The 20,527-nt window shown below is 67.9% G+C and carries 19 protein-coding genes; all 19 read left to right on the forward strand.

Annotated elements, in window-relative coordinates; genetic code table 11:
* The first annotated feature begins 52 nt into the window (after positions 1–52).
* Complete coding sequence (locus QFZ47_RS23615; protein ID WP_307657950.1) at positions 53–1,309, forward strand: D-amino acid dehydrogenase; 1,257 nt, start codon at positions 53–55, stop codon at positions 1,307–1,309.
* A 217-nt stretch (positions 1,310–1,526) separates the two neighbouring features.
* Positions 1,527–2,510, forward strand: coding sequence for a Bug family tripartite tricarboxylate transporter substrate binding protein (locus QFZ47_RS23620; protein ID WP_307657951.1), 984 nt, complete (start codon positions 1,527–1,529; stop codon positions 2,508–2,510).
* 18 nt (positions 2,511–2,528) lie between these two features.
* Complete coding sequence (locus tag QFZ47_RS23625; RefSeq protein ID WP_307658998.1) at positions 2,529–3,332, forward strand: SDR family oxidoreductase; 804 nt, start codon at positions 2,529–2,531, stop codon at positions 3,330–3,332.
* A 33-nt stretch (positions 3,333–3,365) separates the two neighbouring features.
* Entirely contained in the window at positions 3,366–3,914 is a 549-nt protein-coding gene (locus QFZ47_RS23630) for a cupin domain-containing protein (protein WP_307657952.1), read from the forward strand.
* A gap of 10 nt (positions 3,915–3,924) precedes the next feature.
* Positions 3,925–4,800, forward strand: coding sequence for an alpha/beta fold hydrolase (locus tag QFZ47_RS23635; RefSeq protein ID WP_307657953.1), 876 nt, complete (start codon positions 3,925–3,927; stop codon positions 4,798–4,800).
* A gap of 42 nt (positions 4,801–4,842) precedes the next feature.
* On the forward strand, positions 4,843–5,679 hold the full coding sequence (locus tag QFZ47_RS23640; protein WP_307657954.1) for an IclR family transcriptional regulator: 837 nt from the start codon (positions 4,843–4,845) through the stop codon (positions 5,677–5,679).
* 8 nt (positions 5,680–5,687) lie between these two features.
* Positions 5,688–6,524, forward strand: a complete 837-nt coding sequence (locus QFZ47_RS23645; RefSeq protein WP_307657955.1) for an SDR family oxidoreductase — start codon at positions 5,688–5,690, stop codon at positions 6,522–6,524.
* Positions 6,517–8,235 (forward strand): thiamine pyrophosphate-binding protein, encoded by a 1,719-nt coding sequence (locus tag QFZ47_RS23650; RefSeq protein WP_307657956.1) that lies wholly within the window; start codon positions 6,517–6,519, stop codon positions 8,233–8,235. The genes QFZ47_RS23645 and QFZ47_RS23650 overlap by 8 nt, the downstream gene beginning before the upstream one ends.
* Before the next feature lie 5 nt (positions 8,236–8,240).
* Positions 8,241–9,035 (forward strand): aspartate dehydrogenase, encoded by a 795-nt coding sequence (locus QFZ47_RS23655; protein WP_307657957.1) that lies wholly within the window; start codon positions 8,241–8,243, stop codon positions 9,033–9,035.
* 9 nt (positions 9,036–9,044) lie between these two features.
* Positions 9,045–10,523 carry an aldehyde dehydrogenase gene (locus QFZ47_RS23660; RefSeq protein WP_307657958.1) on the forward strand — a complete coding sequence of 493 codons (1,479 nt, stop codon included), beginning with the start codon at positions 9,045–9,047 and terminating at the stop codon, positions 10,521–10,523.
* Entirely contained in the window at positions 10,520–11,491 is a 972-nt protein-coding gene (locus tag QFZ47_RS23665) for a VOC family protein (protein ID WP_307657959.1), read from the forward strand. The genes QFZ47_RS23660 and QFZ47_RS23665 overlap by 4 nt, the downstream gene beginning before the upstream one ends.
* Positions 11,492–11,508: 17 nt before the next feature.
* Entirely contained in the window at positions 11,509–12,501 is a 993-nt protein-coding gene (locus QFZ47_RS23670; RefSeq protein WP_307657960.1) for a Bug family tripartite tricarboxylate transporter substrate binding protein, read from the forward strand.
* 28 nt (positions 12,502–12,529) lie between these two features.
* A complete protein-coding gene (locus QFZ47_RS23675) occupies positions 12,530–13,693 on the forward strand; it encodes an FAD-dependent monooxygenase (protein WP_307657961.1) in 1,164 nt (387 codons plus the stop codon).
* A gap of 32 nt (positions 13,694–13,725) precedes the next feature.
* On the forward strand, positions 13,726–13,947 hold the full coding sequence (locus tag QFZ47_RS23680; RefSeq protein ID WP_307657962.1) for a recombinase-like helix-turn-helix domain-containing protein: 222 nt from the start codon (positions 13,726–13,728) through the stop codon (positions 13,945–13,947).
* Positions 13,948–13,960: 13 nt separating this feature from the next.
* Entirely contained in the window at positions 13,961–15,004 is a 1,044-nt protein-coding gene (locus tag QFZ47_RS23685) for a Rieske 2Fe-2S domain-containing protein (RefSeq protein ID WP_307657963.1), read from the forward strand.
* A gap of 18 nt (positions 15,005–15,022) precedes the next feature.
* Positions 15,023–15,991, forward strand: a complete 969-nt coding sequence (locus tag QFZ47_RS23690; protein ID WP_307657964.1) for a PDR/VanB family oxidoreductase — start codon at positions 15,023–15,025, stop codon at positions 15,989–15,991.
* 38 nt (positions 15,992–16,029) lie between these two features.
* The gene (locus tag QFZ47_RS23695; protein WP_307657965.1) at positions 16,030–17,136 is read left to right on the forward strand and encodes a porin; all 1,107 of its coding nucleotides are present in this window, start codon (positions 16,030–16,032) and stop codon (positions 17,134–17,136) included.
* A gap of 666 nt (positions 17,137–17,802) precedes the next feature.
* Complete coding sequence (locus QFZ47_RS23700; RefSeq protein WP_307657966.1) at positions 17,803–20,028, forward strand: M1 family metallopeptidase; 2,226 nt, start codon at positions 17,803–17,805, stop codon at positions 20,026–20,028.
* Positions 20,029–20,040: 12 nt separating this feature from the next.
* Complete coding sequence (locus tag QFZ47_RS23705) at positions 20,041–20,451, forward strand: hypothetical protein (protein WP_307657967.1); 411 nt, start codon at positions 20,041–20,043, stop codon at positions 20,449–20,451.
* The last annotated feature ends 76 nt before the right edge of the window (positions 20,452–20,527 follow it).

Raw genomic sequence — 20,527 nt, forward strand, 5'->3', positions numbered from 1 at the left:
ACGCTGTACCCTCTCGGGCCATCGGTGCGTGTGGTTTCAAGGGAGTGTTCTCATGCAGGTTCTGATCCTCGGCAGCGGTGTCATCGGCACCTCGGTGGCGTACTACCTGGCGCGCGCCGGCCACGATGTGACGGTGCTCGAGCGCCAGCCCGCTCCCGCGCTCGAAACGAGCTTCGGCAACGCGGGCGAGGTGTCGCCGGGCTACTCCGCGCCATGGGCCGGGCCCGGCGTGCCGCTCAAGGCCATCAAGTGGATGCTCATGCAGCACAGCCCGCTGGTGATCAAGCCCATGCTCGATCCGGCCATGTGGCGCTGGGGCCTGGCGATGCTGTGCAATTGCACGCAGGCGCGCTACGAGCTCAACAAGGGCCGGATGGTCCGGCTTGCCGAGTACAGCCGCGACTGCCTGAAGGCGCTGCGCGCCGACACCGGCATCCGGTATGACGAACGCGCGCTCGGCACCCTGCAGCTCTTTCGGACCCAGAAGCAGCTCGACGGCATTGCCAAGGACGTGGAAGTGCTCCAGGCCTCCGGCGTGCCCTACCAGGTGCTCGACCGCGAAGGCTGCGTGCAGTACGAGCCGGCGCTCGCGGCGGTCAAGAACAAGTTCGTCGGCGGGCTGCGCCTGCCGGGCGACGAGACCGGCGACTGCTTCAAGTTCACGCAGGCGCTGGCTGTGCTGGCCGAGGCGGCCGGTGCGAAGTTCCGCTTCGGCGTGGCCATTCAGGCCATCGAGCACGGTGCCAGCGGCGTCATTGCCGTGAACACCGATGCCGGCCGCTTCACCGCAGACCGCTACGTGGCGGCGCTGGGCAGCTACACGCCCGCCATGGTCAAGCCGCTGGGCATCGACCTGCCGGTGTATCCGGTCAAGGGCTTCTCGATCACCGTGCCCATCTCCGATGCCAGTGGCGCGCCGGAATCCACCGTGATGGACGAGACCTTCAAGGTGGCTGTCACCCGGCTCGGCGACCGCATCCGCGTGGGCGGCACCGCGCAGCTCTCGGGCTTCGACCTGCGGCTCGATGCGAAGCGGCGCGACACGCTCGAGCACGTGGTGACCGACCTCTTTCCGAAGGGCGGCAATGTGGGCGACGCTTCCTTCTGGACCGGCCTGCGTCCCATGACGCCCGACGGCACGCCGGTGATCGGCGCCACGCGGATTCCGAACCTGATGCTGAGCACCGGCCACGGCACGCTCGGCTGGACCATGGCGGCCGGCACGGGCCGCGTGATGGCCGACCTGATCGACGGCAGGAGCCCCGCCATCGACATGGAAGGGCTGACGGTGGCGCGCTACGGCGCGTGAGCCGGGCAGCGCGGCGCGACACGGGGCAGAGCCCCGGCCCAATCCGAAACCGTTTGAGAACCCTCCGCCAACAAGGCGGCGGGCTGGATCGCGCGTGGTCTGTTTTAAGGGTTTATACCTAGATTGACGAAGCCATTCGTACTCGGTATTCTTCGTCTCGTTCCATTAATAAATCATTGTTTCATTAGTGAAACAAGCAGATCATCCCCAGAACACCATGCCATCCACACGCCGCCAAGCCATTGCAGCCGCCGTCGCACTGGGCGCCGCCTGCGCCACCGGGCTCGCCCGGGCCGACAGCTATCCGAGCAAGCCGATCACGCTGGTTGTCGCCTATCCGGCCGGCGGCGACACCGACGCGCTGGCGCGGCTCTTTGCCGAGAAGCTGTCGGCGCGTGTGAACCAGCCCGTGGTGATCGACAACCGCCCCGGCGCCAGCGGCCTCATCGGCAGCGCCTATGTGTCGAAGGCGCCGCCCGACGGCTACACGCTGCTGCTCGCGCCCAGCACGTTCTCGATTGCGCAACTGGTGCTCAAGACGGGCGGCGCTTCGGGCTATGACGTGCTGAACGGCTTCACGCCCATCGTGCAGACCGGCAGCCTGCCGCTGTTCCTGGTGGCGAGCAGCGCCAGCGGCATGACGGGCGTGAAGGACCTGGTGGCCGCGGCCAAGGCCGGCAAGCCGCTGACCTATGCGAGCCCGGGCAGCGGCTCGCCGATGCACATCCTGGGCGAGATGTTCAACCGCGCCGCGGGCGTGAACCTGGGGCACGTGCCCTACAAGGGCGTGGCGCCCGCGGTCAACGACGTGCTGGGCGGCCACGTGCCGGCCACCTTCATCACGCTGGGCCCGGTGGCGCCGTACCTCGCCAACGGCAAGATGCTGCCGCTCGCGGTGGCATCGCGCGAACGCTCGGCTCTCGCGCCCAAGGTGCCGACGCTGCTGGAGCTCGGCTACAAGGACGTGGAAGTGACGGCCTGGAACGGGCTCTGGGGCCCGCGCAACCTGCCGTCCGAGATCGTGAAGACGCTCAACGGCCACTTCAACGAGATCCTGAAGATGCCCGACATCGTCTCGCGCATGGCCGTTCTCGGCACCACGCCCGTGGGCGGCAGCGCCGACGCGCTGGGCAAGATCAACGCCGCGGACTTCGAGCGCTTCGGCAAGGTCATCAAGGAGCTCGGCATCCAGGCCGACTGAAAAAGCATGACCGAACTCATGGCCGTTCCCGATCCATCGAGCCTGCAGGCCCTGCTGGCCGAACTGCCCGCCAACCTGCTGGCAGGCCGCCGCATCCTCGTGACCGGCGGCGCGCGCGGGCTTGGGCTTGCCTTTGCGCAGTGCATCGCGGCGGCCGGTGCGCAGGTGGTGCTGGCCGACATCCTCGGCGAACTGGCCGAGAGCGAAGCCAAGGCGCTGCGAGATGCCGGCCACCAGGCGCATGCGCTGGCCGTCGACCTGTCGGACCCGGCCTCGATCGAAGCCTGCGCGGCAGAGGCGGTTCGCCTGCTTGGCGGGCTCGACGGCCTCGTCAACAACGCAGCCATCACCAACTCGGGCGGACGCGATGCGCACCAGCTCGAGATCGACACCTGGGACCGCGTGATGAACGTCAACGTGCGCGGCACCTGGCTCATGGGCCGGGCCTGCCGGCCCGCGCTCGCGGCCAGCGGGCGCGGCGCGGTGGTCAACCTCGCGTCCGACACCGCGCTGTGGGGCGCGCCCAACCTGTTGGCCTATGCGTCGAGCAAGGGCGCCGTCATTTCCATGACCCGCTCGCTGGCGCGCGAGTGGGGCGGCGACAACATCACCGTCAACGCCGTGGCGCCCGGCCTCACGCTGGTGGAAGCCACCGAATACGTGCCGATGGCGCGCCACCAGAAGTACCTTGAAGGCCGCGCCATTCCGCGCGAGCAGCAGGCCGCCGACGTCTGCGGCGCCACGCTGTACCTGCTTTCCGGCCTCGCACGCTTCGTGACGGGCCAGCTGCTGGCCGTCAATGGTGGCTTTGCGATGCACTGACTCAAATTTTTTCCGACGAATGGAGTGAACCCGATGAGCGATTTGTCCGAACAGCAGAAGATCACCGATACCGCCGGCAACACGCTGGCGCAGCCCGAAGGCAGCAGCCTGGCCGAGTGGATGAACACCCGCATTGCGCGCTACGAAACCCGCAAGTACGACTGGGACGCGCTGAAGTTTCAGGCCGACCTCGATCCCAAGTTCCGCCGCGCGCAGATGCGCTACGTGGGCACCGGCGGCACCGGTGTTGCGAAGGACGTCAACACCGTGCCGGCCGAGCACTTCACCTTCTCCACCATGGTGATTCCGGCCGGCCATGAAGGCCCGCCGCACCTGCACACCGACGTGGAGGAAGTGTTTTTCCTGATCCGCGGCAAGCTCAAGGTGGTGATCGAGAAGGACGGCGAGCGCTTCGAGACCATCATGACCGACCGCGACCTGATCTCGGTGCCGCCCGGCGTGTACCGCGAAGAGATCAACATCGGCGACGAAGACGCGCTGATGTGCGTGATGCTGGGCGCGAAGAAGCCCGTGACGCCGACCTACCCGGCCGACCATCCGCTGGCCAGCATCAAGCGCTGAAGAAGCCGCCATGAACGACGCCATCGCCACCGACGCGCCGAACTCCTTGCCCGCTTCCGAGCTGGCGCTGCTGGAGGCCCGCTTTCCGGCGCGCGCCGTGCCGGTGGGCGGCGCGGCCGTGGTGTCGGTGCGCGAACGCGGCGCGGGCCCGGCCATCGTCTGCCTGCACGGCATCGGCTCGGGTGCGGCCTCGTGGCTCAACGTCGCTTTGCTGCTGGCGCCGCAGGCCCGCGTGATCGCGTGGGATGCGCCGGGCTACGGCGCGTCGACGCCGCTCGCGGCCGCGCAGCCTTCCGCGGCAGACTATGCGCAGCGGCTGCACGGCCTGCTCGATGCGCTCGACATTCAGTCCTGCGTGCTGGTCGGCCACTCGCTCGGTGGGCTCACTGCCGGGTCTGCAGCGCGCAAGGATTCGGCCCTGGCTTCGCGCATCCACCGCCTGGTGCTGATCAGCCCGGCCGCCGGCTATGGCGCACCGCATCGCGAGGAAGCCCGCCGCAAGGTGCGCGCCGAGCGGCTCGCCACGCTCGACCAGCTCGGTATCGCCGGCATGGCCGCGAAGCGCGCGCAACGCCTCGTGTCCGAGAGCGCCAGCGAACTCGCGCGCCAGTGGGTACGGTGGAATATGGCGCAGCTGAACGAGGGCGGCTACCGCCAGGCCGTCGAGCTGCTGTGCAGCGCCGACCTGCTGGCCGACCTGCCGCCCGCCATGCCGGTGCGCGTGGCCTGCGGCGCGCTCGACGCCGTCACCACGCCCGAGGCCTGCGCCGAAGTCGCGCGCCGGTGCGGCGTGCCGCTCGAGCCGATTGCCGAGGCCGGACACGCGAGCTACGTGGAGCAGCCCCAAGCCGTTGCCGCGCTGCTGCGCCAAGTGCTGGCCGCCTGACAGAAGAAGATGCGACAAGACAACCAACGGGAAGAACGAACCATGGCCACCAACGACAACGAGACAATGGAAGAGGGCGGCGAGCGCTACAACGTGCCGGCGCTCGAACGCGGCCTGCGCGTGCTGTGCGAGTTCAGCCGGGAGAGCCGCACGCTCTCTGCGCCTGAGCTCGCGCGCCGCCTCGACCTGCCGCGCTCGACCGTGTTCCGGCTTCTCACCACGCTGGAGAACATGGGCTTTCTCGAGCGCGCCGAGGGCGGGCGCGACTACCGCCTGGGCCTGGCCGTGCTGCGCCTGGGCTTCGAATACCTGGCCTCGCTCGAGCTCACCCAGCTGGGCACGCCGCTGCTCAATCGCCTGTGCGACGAACTGCGCACGCCCTGCAACCTGGTGGTGCGCGACGGCCGCTCCATCGTCTACGTGGCCAAGGTGGCGCCGCCCACGCCCTTCGCAAGCTCGGTCACCGTGGGCACGCGCCTGCCGGCCCATGCCACGGTGCTCGGCCGCGTGCTGCTCGAAGACCTCACGCTGCCGCAGCTGCGCGCGCTCTACCCGGAAGACAAGCTCGAGACCTTCTCGCCGAGCACGCCCAAGACCGTGAGCGAGCTGTTCGACATGGTGCAGGCCGACCGCACGCGCGGCTATGTGCTGGGCGAGGGCTTCTTCGAATCGAACATCTCCAGCATCGCGGCGCCGGTGCGCGACCACAGCGGCCACATCGTGGCGGCCCTGGGCGCCACCATCACCTCGGGCCACATCGAGGAGAACCGCATGGACGAGATGGTGCAGCGCGTGCGCGGCACCGCCGAAGAGATTTCGGGCCTCTTGAACTACTCGCCTGCCCGCGCGCAAAAGGTGGTGCCGCTTCGCAGCGCATGAACCACGCCATGACACAGCCGTCTTCTTCTTCCTTCTTTGCCGCCGACGCACTGGCGGGCCGCGTGGCCGTGGTCACGGGAGGCTCCTCGGGCATCGGCCTGGCCACGGTCGAGCTGCTGCTCGAATGCGGCGCCGCGGTGGCGCTGTGCGGCCGCAATGCCGGCCGGCTCGAAAGCGCGGTGTCCGGCCTGCGCGCAAGGCATCCCGACGCGCGGCTCTTCGCGCAGCCCTGCGACGTGCTCGATGGGGCTTCGGTGCGCGCCTTCGCCGCCGCCGCCGAGGCCGCGCTCGGCCCGGCCTCGATGCTGGTCAACAACGCAGGGCAGGGGCGCGTCTCGACCTTTGCCGACACCGACGACGCAGCCTGGACCGAAGAGCTCAACCTGAAGTTCTTCTCGGTCATCAACCCCACGCGCGCCTTCCTGCCGCAGCTCGCGGCGCAGCGCGCCGCGCTCGGCGATGCCGCCATCGTCTGCGCCAACTCGCTGCTGGCGCGCCAGCCCGAGCCGCACATGGTCGCCACCTCGGCCGCGCGCGCCGGGCTGCTGAACCTCGTGCGCTCGATGGCCACCGAGTTCGCGCCGCAGGGCGTGCGCGTGAACGGCATCCTGATCGGCCTGGTCGAGTCGGGCCAATGGCGCCGCCGCTTCGAGGCGCGCGAAGACAAGTCGCAGGACTGGGCCGCATGGAGCGGCCAGCTCGCGCAGGACAAGCACATTCCGCTGGGCCGCCTGGGGCTTCCGACCGAAGCCGCGCGCGCGATCCTTTTTCTTGCTTCGCCCCTCGCGTCCTACACGACGGGCAGCCACATCGATATCTCTGGAGGCCTTTCGCGCCATGCATAACCCCACGAACAACAACACGGTCACCGTTGGCGCAGTCGTCGCTGCCTTTCTCGAACAGTGCGGCGTCAAGGCGGCCTTCGGCGTGATCTCGATCCACAACATGCCGATCCTCGATGCCTTCGCGCAGCGCGGCGCGATCCGTTTCGTGCCCGCACGCGGCGAGGCCGGAGCCGGCAACATGGCCGACGCCTATGCGCGTTCGACGGCGAGCCTCGGCGTGTGCCTCACGAGCACGGGCCCTGCGGCCGGCAACATCGCGGGCAGCATGGTCGAGGCGCTGACGGCCGGTGCGCCGCTGTTGCACATCACGGGGCAGATCGAGACGCCGTACCTCGACAAGGGCATGTCGTATATCCATGAAGCGCCCGACCAGCTCACCATGCTCAAGGCGGTGTCGAAGGCGGCCCTGCGGGTGCGCAGCGTCGAGACGGTGCTCGGCACGCTCAAGCGCGCGGTGCAGCTCGCGCTGACGGCGCCGACCGGCCCGGTCAGCGTGGAGATTCCGATCGACATCCAGTCGGCGCTCACGACCATGCCGGCCGACCTGTCGCCGCTGCCGATCGAGCGGCCCGTGCCCTCGGCCGCTTCGCTCGATGCACTGGCTGCACGGCTGGCAGCAGCCAAGCGCCCGATGCTGTGGATCGGCGGCGGCGCGCGCCATGCGGGTGCCGCGATCCGGCGCCTGCAGAAGCTCGGCTTCGGCGTGGTCACGACCACGCAGGGCCGCGGCACGGTGCCCGAAGACGATGCGGGTTCGCTCGGCTCCTACAACATCCACAAGCCGGTCGAGGCGCTGTACCAGCGCTGCGACGCGATGCTGGTCGTCGGCTCGCGCCTGCGCGGCAACGAAACGCTCAAGTACGAGCTGAAGCTGCCGCGCCCGCTGCTGCGCATCGATGCCGATGCAGCCGCCGAAGGCCGCGGCTATGTCACCGACCTGTTCGTCTGCGGCGATGCCGCGCTGGCCCTCGAAGGTTTGGCCGACCGCCTCGAAGCCGCGAAGTACCTGGCCGACCCAGCGCTGCTCACCGAGCTGCGCACCGCGCACGCGCAGGCCGTGGCCTCGCTGACCGATGGCCTCGGCCCCTACGCCGCGCTCGTGAAGGAACTGCAGGCGGCAGCCGGCCGCAGCTTCAACTGGGTGCGCGACGTCACGGTGTCGAACAGCACCTGGGGCAACCGCGAGCTGCGCATTTTCGAACCGAGCGCGGGCGTGCATGCCACCGGCGGCGGCATCGGGCAGGGCATGCCGATGGCCATCGGCGCGGCCATCGGTGCGGCCGAGACGGGCTCGGGCCGCAAGACCTTCTGCCTGGCCGGCGACGGCGGCTTCATCCTGAACCTCGGCGAACTCGCGACCGCGGTGCAGGAGCAAGCCGACATGGTGATCGTGCTCATGAACGACAAGGGCTACGGCGTCATCAAGAACATCCAGGATGCGCAGTACGGCGGCCGCCGCTGCTATGCCGATCTGCACACGCCCGACTACGCGATGCTGTGCGCGTCGCTGGCCCTGCCGCATGCGCGCGTGCAGCGCATGGACGAGCTGAAGGCGAGGCTCGGCGAGGCGTTGGCGAAGAAGGGCCCGTTCCTGCTGGAGATCGACATGCTGTCGATCGGCGAGTTCAAGAGTGCCTTCGCCGGCCCGCCGACCAATACCGTGACGCAGATCCCGGCGCTCGGCAAGGCCGCGGCGGCGTCGGTGGAGTGACGGGCATGACCGCGCTGCGCGTTGCACTCATCGGCTGCGGTGCCATCGGCACCTCGGTGCTCGAACTGCTCAAGGGCGACACGGCCCTGGCGGTGGCGGCCATCGTCGTGCCTGAAGAAGGCGTGGCTGCCGCGCAGAAGCTGGTGCCCGGCGTGCCGGTTTCGAGCAGCGTGCCGGCAATGGGCATCGACCTCGTGGTCGAGACGGCCGGCCATGCGGCCATCGAGGAGCATGTGCTGCCGGCGCTCGCACGCGGCACGCCGTGCATCGTCGCCTCGGTGGGCGCGCTGTCGGCCGCGGGCCTCGCTGAAAGGCTCGAAGCCGCCGCCATTGCCGGCCGCACGCAGGTGCAATTGATCGCAGGCGCCATCGGCGCCATCGACGCGCTGTCGGCCGCGCGCATCGGCGGGCTCGACAGCGTGCGCTACACGGGCCGCAAGCCCCCGCGAGCCTGGAAGGGCACGCCGGCCGAGCAGGGTCGCAATCTCGACGCGTTGACCCAGGAAACAGTGATCTTCGAAGGCAGCGCACGCGAGGCGGCGCAGCTCTATCCCAAGAACGCCAACGTTGCGGCCACCGTGTCGCTCGCGGGGCTGGGCCTCGACAGGACGCTCGTGCGGCTCATTGCCGATCCGGCCATCGCAGACAACGTGCACACAGTCGAAGCCGAAGGCGCCTTCGGCAGCTTCGAGTTGACCATGCGCAACAAGCCGCTCGCGGCCAACCCCAAGACCTCCGCACTCACCGTCTACAGCGCCGTGCGCGCCTTGCGCAACCGGGCCGCGGCGCTCGCCATCTGAGCCATTTCCATGATTTCTTCCGAACTTCTTCCGATTTGCATTGCCGGCGAATGGCGCCTGGGCGGCGGCGACGTGTACGAGAGCCTTTATCCCGCCACGGGCGAGCCGATCGCGCGCCTCAGAGCCGCGAGCCTGGCCGATGTCGAGGAGGCCATCACGCGCGCCGACCATGCGTTTCGCACCAGCGGCTGGGCCCAGCGCCTGCCGCACGAGCGCGCCGCGGTGCTGCACCGCGTGGCGCAGCTGATCCGCGAAGAGAGTGAAAGCCTCGCGCAGAAGCAGCGCCTGGACAACGGCAAGCCGATCAGCGAAACGCGCAACCTCGTGGCCAGCGCCGCGGGCACTTTCCAGTTCTTCGCGGCCGCGCTCGAAACGATGGAAGAAACCATCACGCCTTCGCGCGGCGCCTTCGTCACGATGAGCGTGCACGAGCCCATGGGCGTGGTTGCCGCCATCACGCCGTGGAACTCGCCGATCGCGAGCGAGGCGCAGAAGCTCGCGCCCGCGCTGGCGGCCGGCAATGCGGTGGTCGTGAAGCCGGCCGAGGTCACGCCGCTGATGGCGCTGGAACTCGCGCGCATCTGCGAGCAGGCCGGCGTGCCGAAGGGGATCGTCAGCGTGCTGCCGGGGAAGGGCTCGGTCATCGGCGATGCGATCACCCAGCATCCGCTGGTCAAGCGCGTGTCGTTCACGGGCGGCACCACCACCGGCAGGCACATTGCGCACATCGCGGCCGACAAGATGATGCCGGTGTCGCTGGAGCTGGGCGGCAAGTCGCCGACCATGGTGCTCGACGACGCGGACCTCGACCATGCGGTGAACGGCGTGCTCTACGGCATCTTCAGCTCGTCGGGCGAATCGTGCATCGCGGGCTCGCGCCTCTTCGTGGCGCGTGGCATCTACGACGAGTTCCTCACGCGGCTGGCCGAAGGCGCCAATGCCTTGCGCGTGGGCGATCCGGCCTTGGAGCGCACGCAGATGGGCCCGCTCATCACCGCCAGGCACCGCGAAGGCATCGAGCGCTATGTGGACCTGGGCGTGTCTGAAGGCGGACGCATCCGCACCGGGGGCGTGCGGCCCCATGGCAGCGACTACGACAAGGGCTACTTCTACCGGCCGACCATCATCGAGGGCCTGGACAACAGCGCGCGCATCAGCCAGGAAGAGATCTTCGGCCCGGTGCTGGTCGCGATGCCTTTCGACGACGAGGAGTCGCTGATCGCGCAGGCCAACGACAGCGTCTATGCGCTGGCCGCGGGCATCTGGAGCCGCGACTTCAAGCGCGCCTGGAAGGTCGGCCGCGCGGTGCAGGCCGGCACGGTCTGGGTCAACACCTACAAGCAGTTCTCGGTCTCCACGCCCTTCGGCGGCTGGCGCGACAGCGGCCTGGGCCGCGAGAAGGGCCGCGAAGGCATCTTCCAGTACATGGAGCAAAAGAGCATGTACTGGGGCACCAATGAACAACCTTTGCCCTGGGCACTGACATGAGCGTACTTGGCATCGACCAGATCACCTATGGGGCAGACGACCTGCCCACCTGCCGCCGCTTCTTCGAGGACTGGGGCCTCGCGCTGAAGTCGCAAGCGCCCGACGAGCTCGTCTTCGAATGCCTCAACGGCTGCAAGGTGGTCGTCGCGGCGTTGGACAAGCCGGGCCTGCCGCCCGCAATGGAAGAGGGCCCGACGCTGCGCGAAGTGGTGTGGGGCGTGGAAAGCGAAGCGGACCTCGATCGCTATGCCGCCGCCATCGCGCGAGACCCGGCCGTCTTCGACGGCACGGTCGACGGCGCGCGCCGCATCGGCTGCATCGATCCGAGCGGCCTCGCCGTGCGCCTGCAGGTCAGCCGCAAGCATGCGGTCGACGTCGACTGCGGTGCGATGAACACCTGGAACGCCAAGCCGCGCATCAACCAGCCCGCACCGGTCTACGAGCGCGCGACGCCCATCGAGGTCGGCCATGTGGTGTTCTTCGTGAGCGACGTGAAGGCCACCGGCGTGTTCTACGCACAGCGCTTCGGCTTCGTCTCGTCCGACAGCTATCCGAATCGCGGCGCGTTCATGCGCTGTGCGCCGGAAGGCGGCCACCACGACCTGTTCCTGCTGCAGATCCCTTCGGGCAAGCGCGGGCTCAACCACGTGGCCTTCACCGTGCGCGACATCCACGAAGTGTTCGGCGGCGGCCTGCACTTTTCGCGCCGCGGCTGGGAAACACAACTCGGCCCGGGGCGGCACCCGGTGTCTTCGGCCTACTTCTGGTACTTCAAGAACCCGGCCGGCGGCCTGATCGAGTACTACGCCGACGAAGACCAGCTCACCGCCGACTGGCAGCCGCGCGAGTTCGAGCCGGGCCCGACGGTGTTCGCCGAATGGGCGGTCGATGGCGGCCTCGACGGCAACACCCGCCGCCAGAAGAACGCGGAAGGCCCGAAAGGCGCTTTCCTCACAGAGAAAAAGTGAATCCGATAACCACCACCATGCAACGACGTCTTTTTCTTTCCCTTGTGTTCGCCGCGCTGTCGGCCTTCGCCATCGCTTCGCCCGCGCATGCCCAGGGCGATGCGCAGAAACAGCTCTCGAGCGACCGCTTCACCATCGTCTCGCCGTTCCCGCCCGGCGGCCCGGTCGACACGCTGGCCCGCGTGCTTTCCGAGGGACTCGCCAAGCGCTACGGCCAGGCCGCGGTGGTCGAGAACCTGGTCGGCGCGGCCGGCAACATCGGTATCGACAAGGTCAAGCGCGCCAAGGGCGATGGCCACACGCTGCTCGTGGTGCCCGCAGGCAACCTCACGATCAACCCCACGCTGATGCCGAACTTCCCGTTCGACATCGGGAAGGACTTCGTGCCCGTCACCATGCTGGCCAAGGCGCCCAACGTGCTGGTGGCCTCGCCGTCGTCGGGCATCAAGAGCGCGAAGGAGCTGGTGGCGCAGGCCAAGGCCAAGCCAAACACGCTGTCGTATGCATCGCCGGGCGTGGGCAGCGGCCTCCACCTGGCGGGCGAACTGTTCAAGCAGCAGGCCGGCATCGACCTGCTGCACGTGCCCTACAAGGGCACGGCACCGGCGCTCAACGACGTGCTCGGCGGCTCGGTGCCGCTGATGTTCAGCAATCTGCCCGCGACCATGCCCTTCATCAAGAACGGCAAGCTCGTTGCGCTGGGTGTGACGGAGGCCGCGCGCAGCCCCGCCGCGCCCGACATTCCCACGCTGGCGGAGCAGGGCATCCAGGGCGTGGCCGTGACCTCGTGGTATGGCCTGCTGGCACCCAGGGGCACGCCGCCTGCCGTGGTCGAGCAGCTCGCGAAAGATGCCGCCGAGATGCTGGCCCAGCCCGACGTGCGCGAACGCCTCAAGGCCCAAGGCATGACCGACGCGGCCATGAAGCCGGCCGCGTTTGCCGCCCACATCCGCGATGAAACGGCCGTGTGGGCCAGGATCATCAAGGCCCGCAACATCGTGGCCGAGTGAGCCGCGAATAACAAAAGGGGAGACACCCATGAAGACAAGCGAATCCACCGTCGGCATCGTCGGTGCGGGCATCGGCGGCCTGGTGGCGGCCATTGCGCTGCGGCGCGCGGGCCACGACGTGATCGTGTTCGAGCAGGCGAAGCAGTTCGCCCGCGTCGGTGCGGACATCAACCTCACGCCCAATGCGGTGCGTGCGCTCGACGGCCTCGGCGTGGGCGAGGCGGCGCGGGTCACGGCGGCCCGCCCTTCGCACCGCATCAGCCGCACCTACGACACCGGCGAGGAAACCTCGTGCCTGGAGATGGCCGATTCGGCGGAGCAACGCTACGGCGCACCCCAGCTCACGATTCATCGCGCCGACCTGCTCGCCGCATTGGCCGACATGTTCCCTGCCGAGCGCGTGGCGCTCGGCAAGCGCGCCGAGACCATCGCCGCGGACGAGAAGGGCGTGAGCCTCTCGTTCACCGACGGCAGCAGCGCCCGCGTCGGCGCACTGCTCGGCGCCGACGGCATCCATTCGTGCGTGCGCAGCGCGATGTTCGGCGCCGAAAGCCCGCGCTTCACCGGCATCGTCGCCTACCGCGCCGTGGTGCCGGCCGAGCGCGTGGCGGGCGTGCCGAACCTCGGCGCCTTCACCAAATGGTGGGGCCCGAATCCGCAGAGCCAGATCGTCACGTTCCCGCTCAACCGCGGCAGGGACATCTTCATCTTCGCGACCACGCCGCAGGACAGCTGGCACCTCGAATCGTGGACCGCGCCCGGCAGCGTCGACGAGTTGCGCGAGCAGTACGTGGACTACCACCCGGAGGCGCGCGCCCTGCTCGATGCCTGCGACACGGTGCTGAAGACCGCGCTGTACGAGCGCGACCCGATGCCGGCCTGGGCCGCGGGCCGCATGGCCTTGCTCGGCGATGCCGCGCACCCGATGCTGCCGTTCATGGCACAGGGCGCGGGCATGGCGATCGAGGACGCCGTGGTGCTGTCGCGCCATTTCGAAGGCGTGGCGATGGCCGATGTGGCGGATGCGCTCAAGGGCTACGAAAAGGCCCGCATCGCACGCGCCGGCCAGGTGCAGCTCGGCTCGCGCGGCAACAACTGGCTGCGCGAAGGCGGCAACGCCGACTGGGTCTATGGCTACGACGCCTGGGCCGTGCCGCTGGGTGCCCCGGCCGGCGCCACTGCCACCGCCTGATTCACATCCACCTCACCCCACGGAGGCACACCATGCAACAAGACCGCTACCTGCAACCGCACCAGGCGCGCCAGCGCCCCGCGACCACCTATGAAGACTTGCTGGGCGACGTGATCGAGCGCGCCTTCGGCCACGGCATCCACGACCTCGCCGGCCTCGTGCAGCGGCTCAACGACAGCGGCCTGGCCACCCCCGCCGGGCAACCCTGGACCGAGGCGCTGTACCGCAAGGAAATGGCCACGCTGGCCGGCTGAGGAGCAACACACCATGACCATCGCTATCACTCCCATCGCCGCCGACCCGGTCGACCACCTGCTCGAGATCGGCCTGAAGGACCTCTGGTACCCGATCTGCCCCTCGCACTTCATCAAGGAGAACCCCGTCTCGCTGCGCCGCCTGGGCCGCAAGATCGCGCTGTGGCGCGACGGCGAAGGCGTGCTGCACGCGCTGGAAGACCGCTGCCCGCACCGCGGCGCGCCGCTGTCGCAGGGCGTGGTGCTGGGCGACCGGCTCTCGTGCCCGTACCACGGCGTCGAGGTGCGCCATGACGGCGTCGTCACGCGCGTGCCCGGCAGCCCGGGCTGCAAGCTCGAAGGCTCGCAGGCCACGCGGCACTTTCATGTGCAGGAGCGGGCGGGCGCCGTGTTCCTCTACAACTCGAAGGAGCCGGTCGATGTGCCGCCGCCGCTGGTGCTGCCCGAGCAGCTGACCGACGACGCGGAGTATTCGTCCTTCCTTTGCTACACCGAGTGGAAGGGCGACTACCGCTACGTGCTCGACAACGTGATGGACCCGATGCACGGCACCTACCTGCACAAGCAGTCGCATTCGATGGCCGAGGGCGATTCGGCGGCCAAGTTCGGCATCCGCCAGACCGACACCGGCTTTGTGTTCGAGAAGGAAGGCCAGCGCAACGTCAACTTCGACTGGACCGAATGGGCCGACACCGGCATCCACTGGATGCGCCTGGAAATCCCGTACCCGAAAACCGGCGGTCCCGGTGGCAACTTCATCATCGTCGGCGCCTTCTCGCCGATCGTGAAGGGCATGACGGCCACCTTCTTCTGGCGCGTGCGCAAGCTGCCGCCGGGCTGGGAGCGCGACACCTGGCGCTTCCTGTACAAGAACCGCCTCGAGGCGCGCCACTGGCATGTGCTCGAGCAGGACCGCGTGATGCTGGAAGAGATGGAGCCCGACGCCAACCAGCACGAGAACCTGTACCAGCACGACCTGGGCATCGTCCGCCTGCGCCGCCACATGCGCAACCTCGCCCAAGCCCAGCTCGCGGAATCTGCCGCAGTCACGGCCTGACTGGAAGCGAGCTCTGCCATGTCTTCTTCCACGCTGAACGCCCTGGTGCACACGATGCGCTACGAGGCCGACGGCATCGTCAGCGTCGAGTTCCGCCCGGCTTCGTCCGACACGGACTTTCCCGCCTTCGAGGCCGGCTCCCACATCGACCTGCACCTGCCCAACGGACTGGTGCGCAGCTACTCGTTGTGCAATCCCTCGAGCGATCGCCAGCGCTACGTGGTCGGCGTGCTCAACGACCGCAAGAGCCGCGGCGGCTCGCGCTATGTGCACCAGCAGCTGCGCGTGGGCATGACGCTGCCGATCTCGGCGCCGCGCAACAACTTCAAGCTCGAAGAGGGCGCGGACCGCTCGGTGCTGGTGGCCGGCGGCATCGGCGTGACGCCCATCTGGTGCATGCTGCAGCGGCTCGTGGCCGCGACCAGGCCGGTGGAACTCGTCTACTGCGCGCGCACCCGCAAGGAGGCCGCCTTCTGCGATGCCATCGAGGCGCTGGCGCGCGAGCACGCCGTGCCGCTCACCTGGCACTTCGACGACGAGAAGGGCGCGCCGCCCGATCTGGCGGCGCTGCTGGCCGGCAAGGGCACCACCAGCCACTACTACTGCTGCGGTCCCACGCCGATGCTCGACGCCTTCGAGAAGAGCTGCGAGAAGCTGGGCTATGCCAATGCGCACATCGAGCGCTTTGCCGCGGTGCATGTGGAGGCGCCGAGCGCCACCCAGGGCTGCGTGGTGGAGTGCGCCAAGAGCGGCAGGAGCGTCGAGGTGCCACCCGGCAAATCGATTCTCGACAGCCTGATCGACGCCGGCCTGAACCCCGACCACAGCTGCAAGGAGGGCGTCTGCGGCGCTTGCGAAACAGCGGTGCTGGAAGGCGAGATCGACCACCACGACGGCATCCTCACCAAGATCGAACGTGCGTCCAACAAGACCATGATGATCTGCGTCTCTCGCTGCAAGGGCGAGCGGCTGGTGCTCGACATCTGAAATTCCCCACCAAGCAAGAAAGCACAGAGAGACATCCCATGAAAAAGTACGTGTTCGCGCTGGCTTCGGCCGGCGCGGCTGGCGCAGCGCTGGCCCAATCTTCCGTCACGCTGTTCGGCGTGGTCGACGCGGCTGTCAGCCATACGCGCGGCAGCGGTGACGGATCGGCCCACAAGACGCAGCTGACCAACAGCGGCAACATGTTCAGCCGCCTCGGCTTTCGCGGAACCGAGGATCTGGGCGGCGGCCTCTCGGCGGGCTTCTGGCTCGAGGCCGGCCTGCAGAACGACAACGGCACCGGCTTCGGCTCCAACGCGAACAACCAGGCAAGCGGTGCCGGCACCGCGGGCATCCTGAGCTTCAACCGGCGCTCCACCGTGAGCCTGTCGGGACCGTTCGGGGAATTCCGCCTGGGCCGCGACTACGTGCCCGCGTTCTGGAACACCGCCATCTTCGACCCGTTCGGAACCGGCGGCGGCATCGGCGCCAACCAAATCTATTTCTCGGGCCTTGGCGGACTGCCCGCGCCCACCGGCACGCGCGCGTCGAACAGCATCGGCTACTTCCTGCCGGGCAACCTGGGCGGCTTCTACGGACAGGCCATGTACGCCATGGGCGAGAACGATTCGAACTCGGTGCTGCCGGGCACGCTGCGTTCGAACCGCCGCGACGGCAGCCATGCGGGCTTTCGCTTCGGCTACCTGCAAGGCGGCTTCAACATTGCACTGGCCACCGGCAAGACGCGCTATGCGAGCGGCGACCTTCGCGTGACCAACCTCGGCGCTTCCTATACCTTCGGCCCCTCGCTGATAAGCCTGAAGCTCACGGGCGAGCTCTACACGGAGTCGAAGGGAAGCACCGACGGCAAGGGCGCGCTGGTCGGCTTCCAGCTGCCGGTCGGTCCCGGTGAGATCAAGGGCTCGTATGCGCGCTACCGGCTCGAGCCCGCCAATGCCGCACTGAAGCCGACCACGTCGAAGTTCGCGATCGGCTACGTTCACAACCTGTCGAAGCGCACCGCGCTGTACGCCACGTTCGCGCGCATCGGCAACCGCAATGGCGCGGCACAGGCGCTTGCAGGCGCCATCACCATGCCGAACCGCGCCTCCACCGGAACGGAGTTCGGCATGCGCCACATCTTCTAGGGCCTGTCCGCGCACTCGGTGTGGCTGCAGGGTCACACCGAACGCGTTCGACTTTTCCGTTTGGCGCAACGCGCACCGCATGAAGAACGAACCATCTTCGTAGTGCAACGCGCCCATGGATTCGATGACTCCATTTGTCGTATGGCGCGCGAACATTTTGAGAGGGAAAAGTTCCGTGTTTCGTTGACGCTGTCATCTTCGATCAGCTAAAAACGTGCGCACTTCCAAGGAGGGAGAGCGCACGTGAAGCTACACAGAACAGCTACAAGAGAACCTGCCGCTGCGGCCGCCATTTCCATTGCCGCCGTTGCGCATGAAGCCGCAGCGTCGAGGCGCTCCCGCTAAGCCCGCCGCTCAGGCATCCAGCCCAGCCCGGCATTCCATCGCCCTCGCACTCGACGGGAATGGAACCCATCACTCCCCGCATCCTGGGACCGCCCGCATCGCATGCGGTGCGGTCCGGTGCTGCGCGTTCGTGCCGCGCCGGCTGAAAAAAATCAAGGCATTGCAGTCTCGTGTTTCCTGGCGAACGTCTGGTTCGCCGGAAGGGTGCGGTGCTGCCTGCCGATGTGTTGTTCATCCATTCCTGCGCGCGTCCGCGCACTGCCGGCTACCCGCCGGCGCGAGCGGGGCGGCGCTTGTTGTCCTTACCAAGAGGCGATCATCATGAAGAAGAAACTTGCCAAGCCAATCGTCGGCCATCTTGCCATCACCGCCGTGACCCTTGCCGCGCTCGCGGCCTGCGGCGGCGGAGGAGGTGGCGGCAGCGACGCTTCCCTGGGCGGTGCCGCGCTGAGTGCGTCCGCGCCGTCGCTCGACAGCCCTGCCTCGTCCCCGGCGCCCAACGACGGGCCTGCGCTCGCGCCCGAGTCGTCGGTGGCGCAAGTCGATCGCTCCGTGAAGCCGATGGAGCTGCCCGACACCGTCTGGCCGATCAACTACAAGCTCTGGTTCCGCCCCGATGCGGCGCTGAAGACCTTCGTGGGGCGCGGCGATGTCGAGATCGAAGTGCTCAAGCCGGTCGATGCCATCGTCGTTGCCGCGCACAACCTGAAGTTCGCGAACGGCCGCACCACCTTGCGCAAGCTGTCGAATCCTTCGGAGGTGATTGCGCTGGTGCCCACGCCGCAGACGCTGGGCGACTTCGTCCAGCTGCGGCGCAACGACGGGCAGATCGCCAAGGGCAAGTACCTGCTGCACATGGAGTGGGACGGCAAGATCCAGTTCTCCGATGCGGAATATTGCCCGCCCGACGAGATGGCCCGCAATCCGTTCTGCTCGGCTGCGACCGGCGTCTTCAAGGTGGGCCTTTCCACGCCCGAGGGCGTGAGCAGCGATGCCATCGTGACGCAGGGCGAAACCAACTATGCGCGGCAATGGTTCCCGGGCTGGGACGAGCCGGCCTTCCGCCACACCTTCGAGATCTCCGCCGAGGTGCCGGGCGATTGGCAGACGGTGTCGAACGCCGCGCAGAAGTCGGCCGTCAAGCTGCCCGACGGCTACCAGCAGGTGTCGTTCGAGAAGACGCCTTCGATGCCGATGTACCTCGCCTTCTTTGGCGGCGGCAAGTTCGACATTCTCTCGGACACCTTCAAGAGCCCGCTCGACGGCAGCGAGATGCCGCTGCGCTGGTTCACGCCGCCGGGCCGTTCCACCTGGGCCACCTTTGCCATGGAGTGGACCAAGGTGGCGATGGACTACTACTACAACTACACCGGCATTGCGCTGCCGTTCAAGAAGTTCGACACCGTGGCGGCCAACGACAGCTACGACAACAAGCCGAACACCGGCTTCGGCGGCATGGAGAACTGGGGCTCCATCTTCGAGTTTGCCGACCGCGTGCTAACCAAGCCGGGCGAAACGCCCACGCTGTATTCGGTGACGGTGGTGACGCACGAGATCGCGCACCAATGGTTCGGCGACCTCGTCACGCTCGATTGGTGGGACAACGTGTGGCTCAATGAATCGTTCGCGCGCTGGTTCGACCGCCGCACCACGATCAAATTCCACCCCGGCTACTACAGCTTCTCCGACTACGTGCTCGACAAGCACACCGTGATCGCGGCCGACCTGAAAGACACCGCGGTGCCGGTGCAGCGCAACCTCAACGATGCGGGTTCGTTCGGCTTCATCAGCCCGTCGATCTTCGTCTACAACAAGGGCAGCCACGTGCTGGAGACGGTGCAGAACTACATCGGCGAGGAGGCGATGCAGAAGGGCCTGCAGATCTACCTGAAGGACTACGCGTTCGGCAACGTCACGCCGTCGCGGCTGTGGAGCTCGCTCGAGAAGGCGAGCGGCGGCAAGAAGGTGGCGGACATCGGCGACAGCTTCATCCGGCAGACCGGCGTGCCGCTGCTGACGGTGGACGCGCAATGCGCGGGCGACCACACCTACGTGTCGATCAGCCAGGAATCGTTCCCTAACCAGAACGCCTATCCGGCCTCGGCCTGGACCATTCCCGTGACGCTGGCCTACGGCGACGCGATGGAGCAGCGCAAGACCTTCGTCATGGCCACCAGCACCACGCAGATGGAGCTCCCGGGCTGCACCGCGGTGCTTGCCGGGCCTACCGGGCAGGACTACTACGTGAGCAACTACAGCACGCAGTCGTGGAGCGACCTGCTGGCCAAGGCGCAGAACTTTGCCGACAACAAGCCGCTGTTGCTCAATATCGAGAGGGACGCGTTCCGCCTGCTGTCGGTGGGGCGCATCACGCAGGCACAGTACGACCAGATCAAGGGCGTTCTCAACCTGCCCTCGACGCTGTTGGCCAAGACCGAGGCGAGCCAGCAGAAGATGGCGGTGCAGGACGCGGGCGGCAAGGAAGACTATCCGCATGCGCTGCGCTACCAGGGCAGCATGAAGCTGCGCGGCAACGAGAAGCGCTGAGCACGCAGCATCATGAAAAAAGCATTCAACTACCTGGCGGCCGGCGTGTCCGGTCTGTTGTTGCTGGCCGGTTGCGGCCCGGGCGGCGGGCCCGAGGCGCAGCTGGTCGGCGTCTATGCCGTGAAGAAGAACGGCACCCTCCAGGAACTGGTCAAGATCGAGCGGCAGGGCGGCCGCTACATCATGCGCGACAAGGTGCGCACCCCCGAGTGGAGCGAGCCGAAGATGCAGATGCAGCCGGTGACGCGCGAGCGCTGGAACCGCATCACTACCGACACCGAGAACACGGCGTTCGTCGGCGTGTCGAGCGACCAGCTCGCCATCTTCAAGGTGCCGCCGGGGTGGCAGAAGAACAGCTTCAAGACGGAAACGGGCTACTTCCTGTTCTATTCGCAGGGGCCGGTGGAAGCGCACAGGCTGTGATGCGGCGCTTGCGTTGAAGGGGGAGGGCGCGGGTGCGGGTGCGGGGTCATTCGGGGCGCGCTCCCGCCGACGGGGT

The organism is Variovorax paradoxus (genome assembly GCF_030815975.1).
In the GTDB taxonomy this organism is placed as follows: Bacteria; Pseudomonadota; Gammaproteobacteria; order Burkholderiales; family Burkholderiaceae_C; genus Variovorax; species Variovorax paradoxus_N.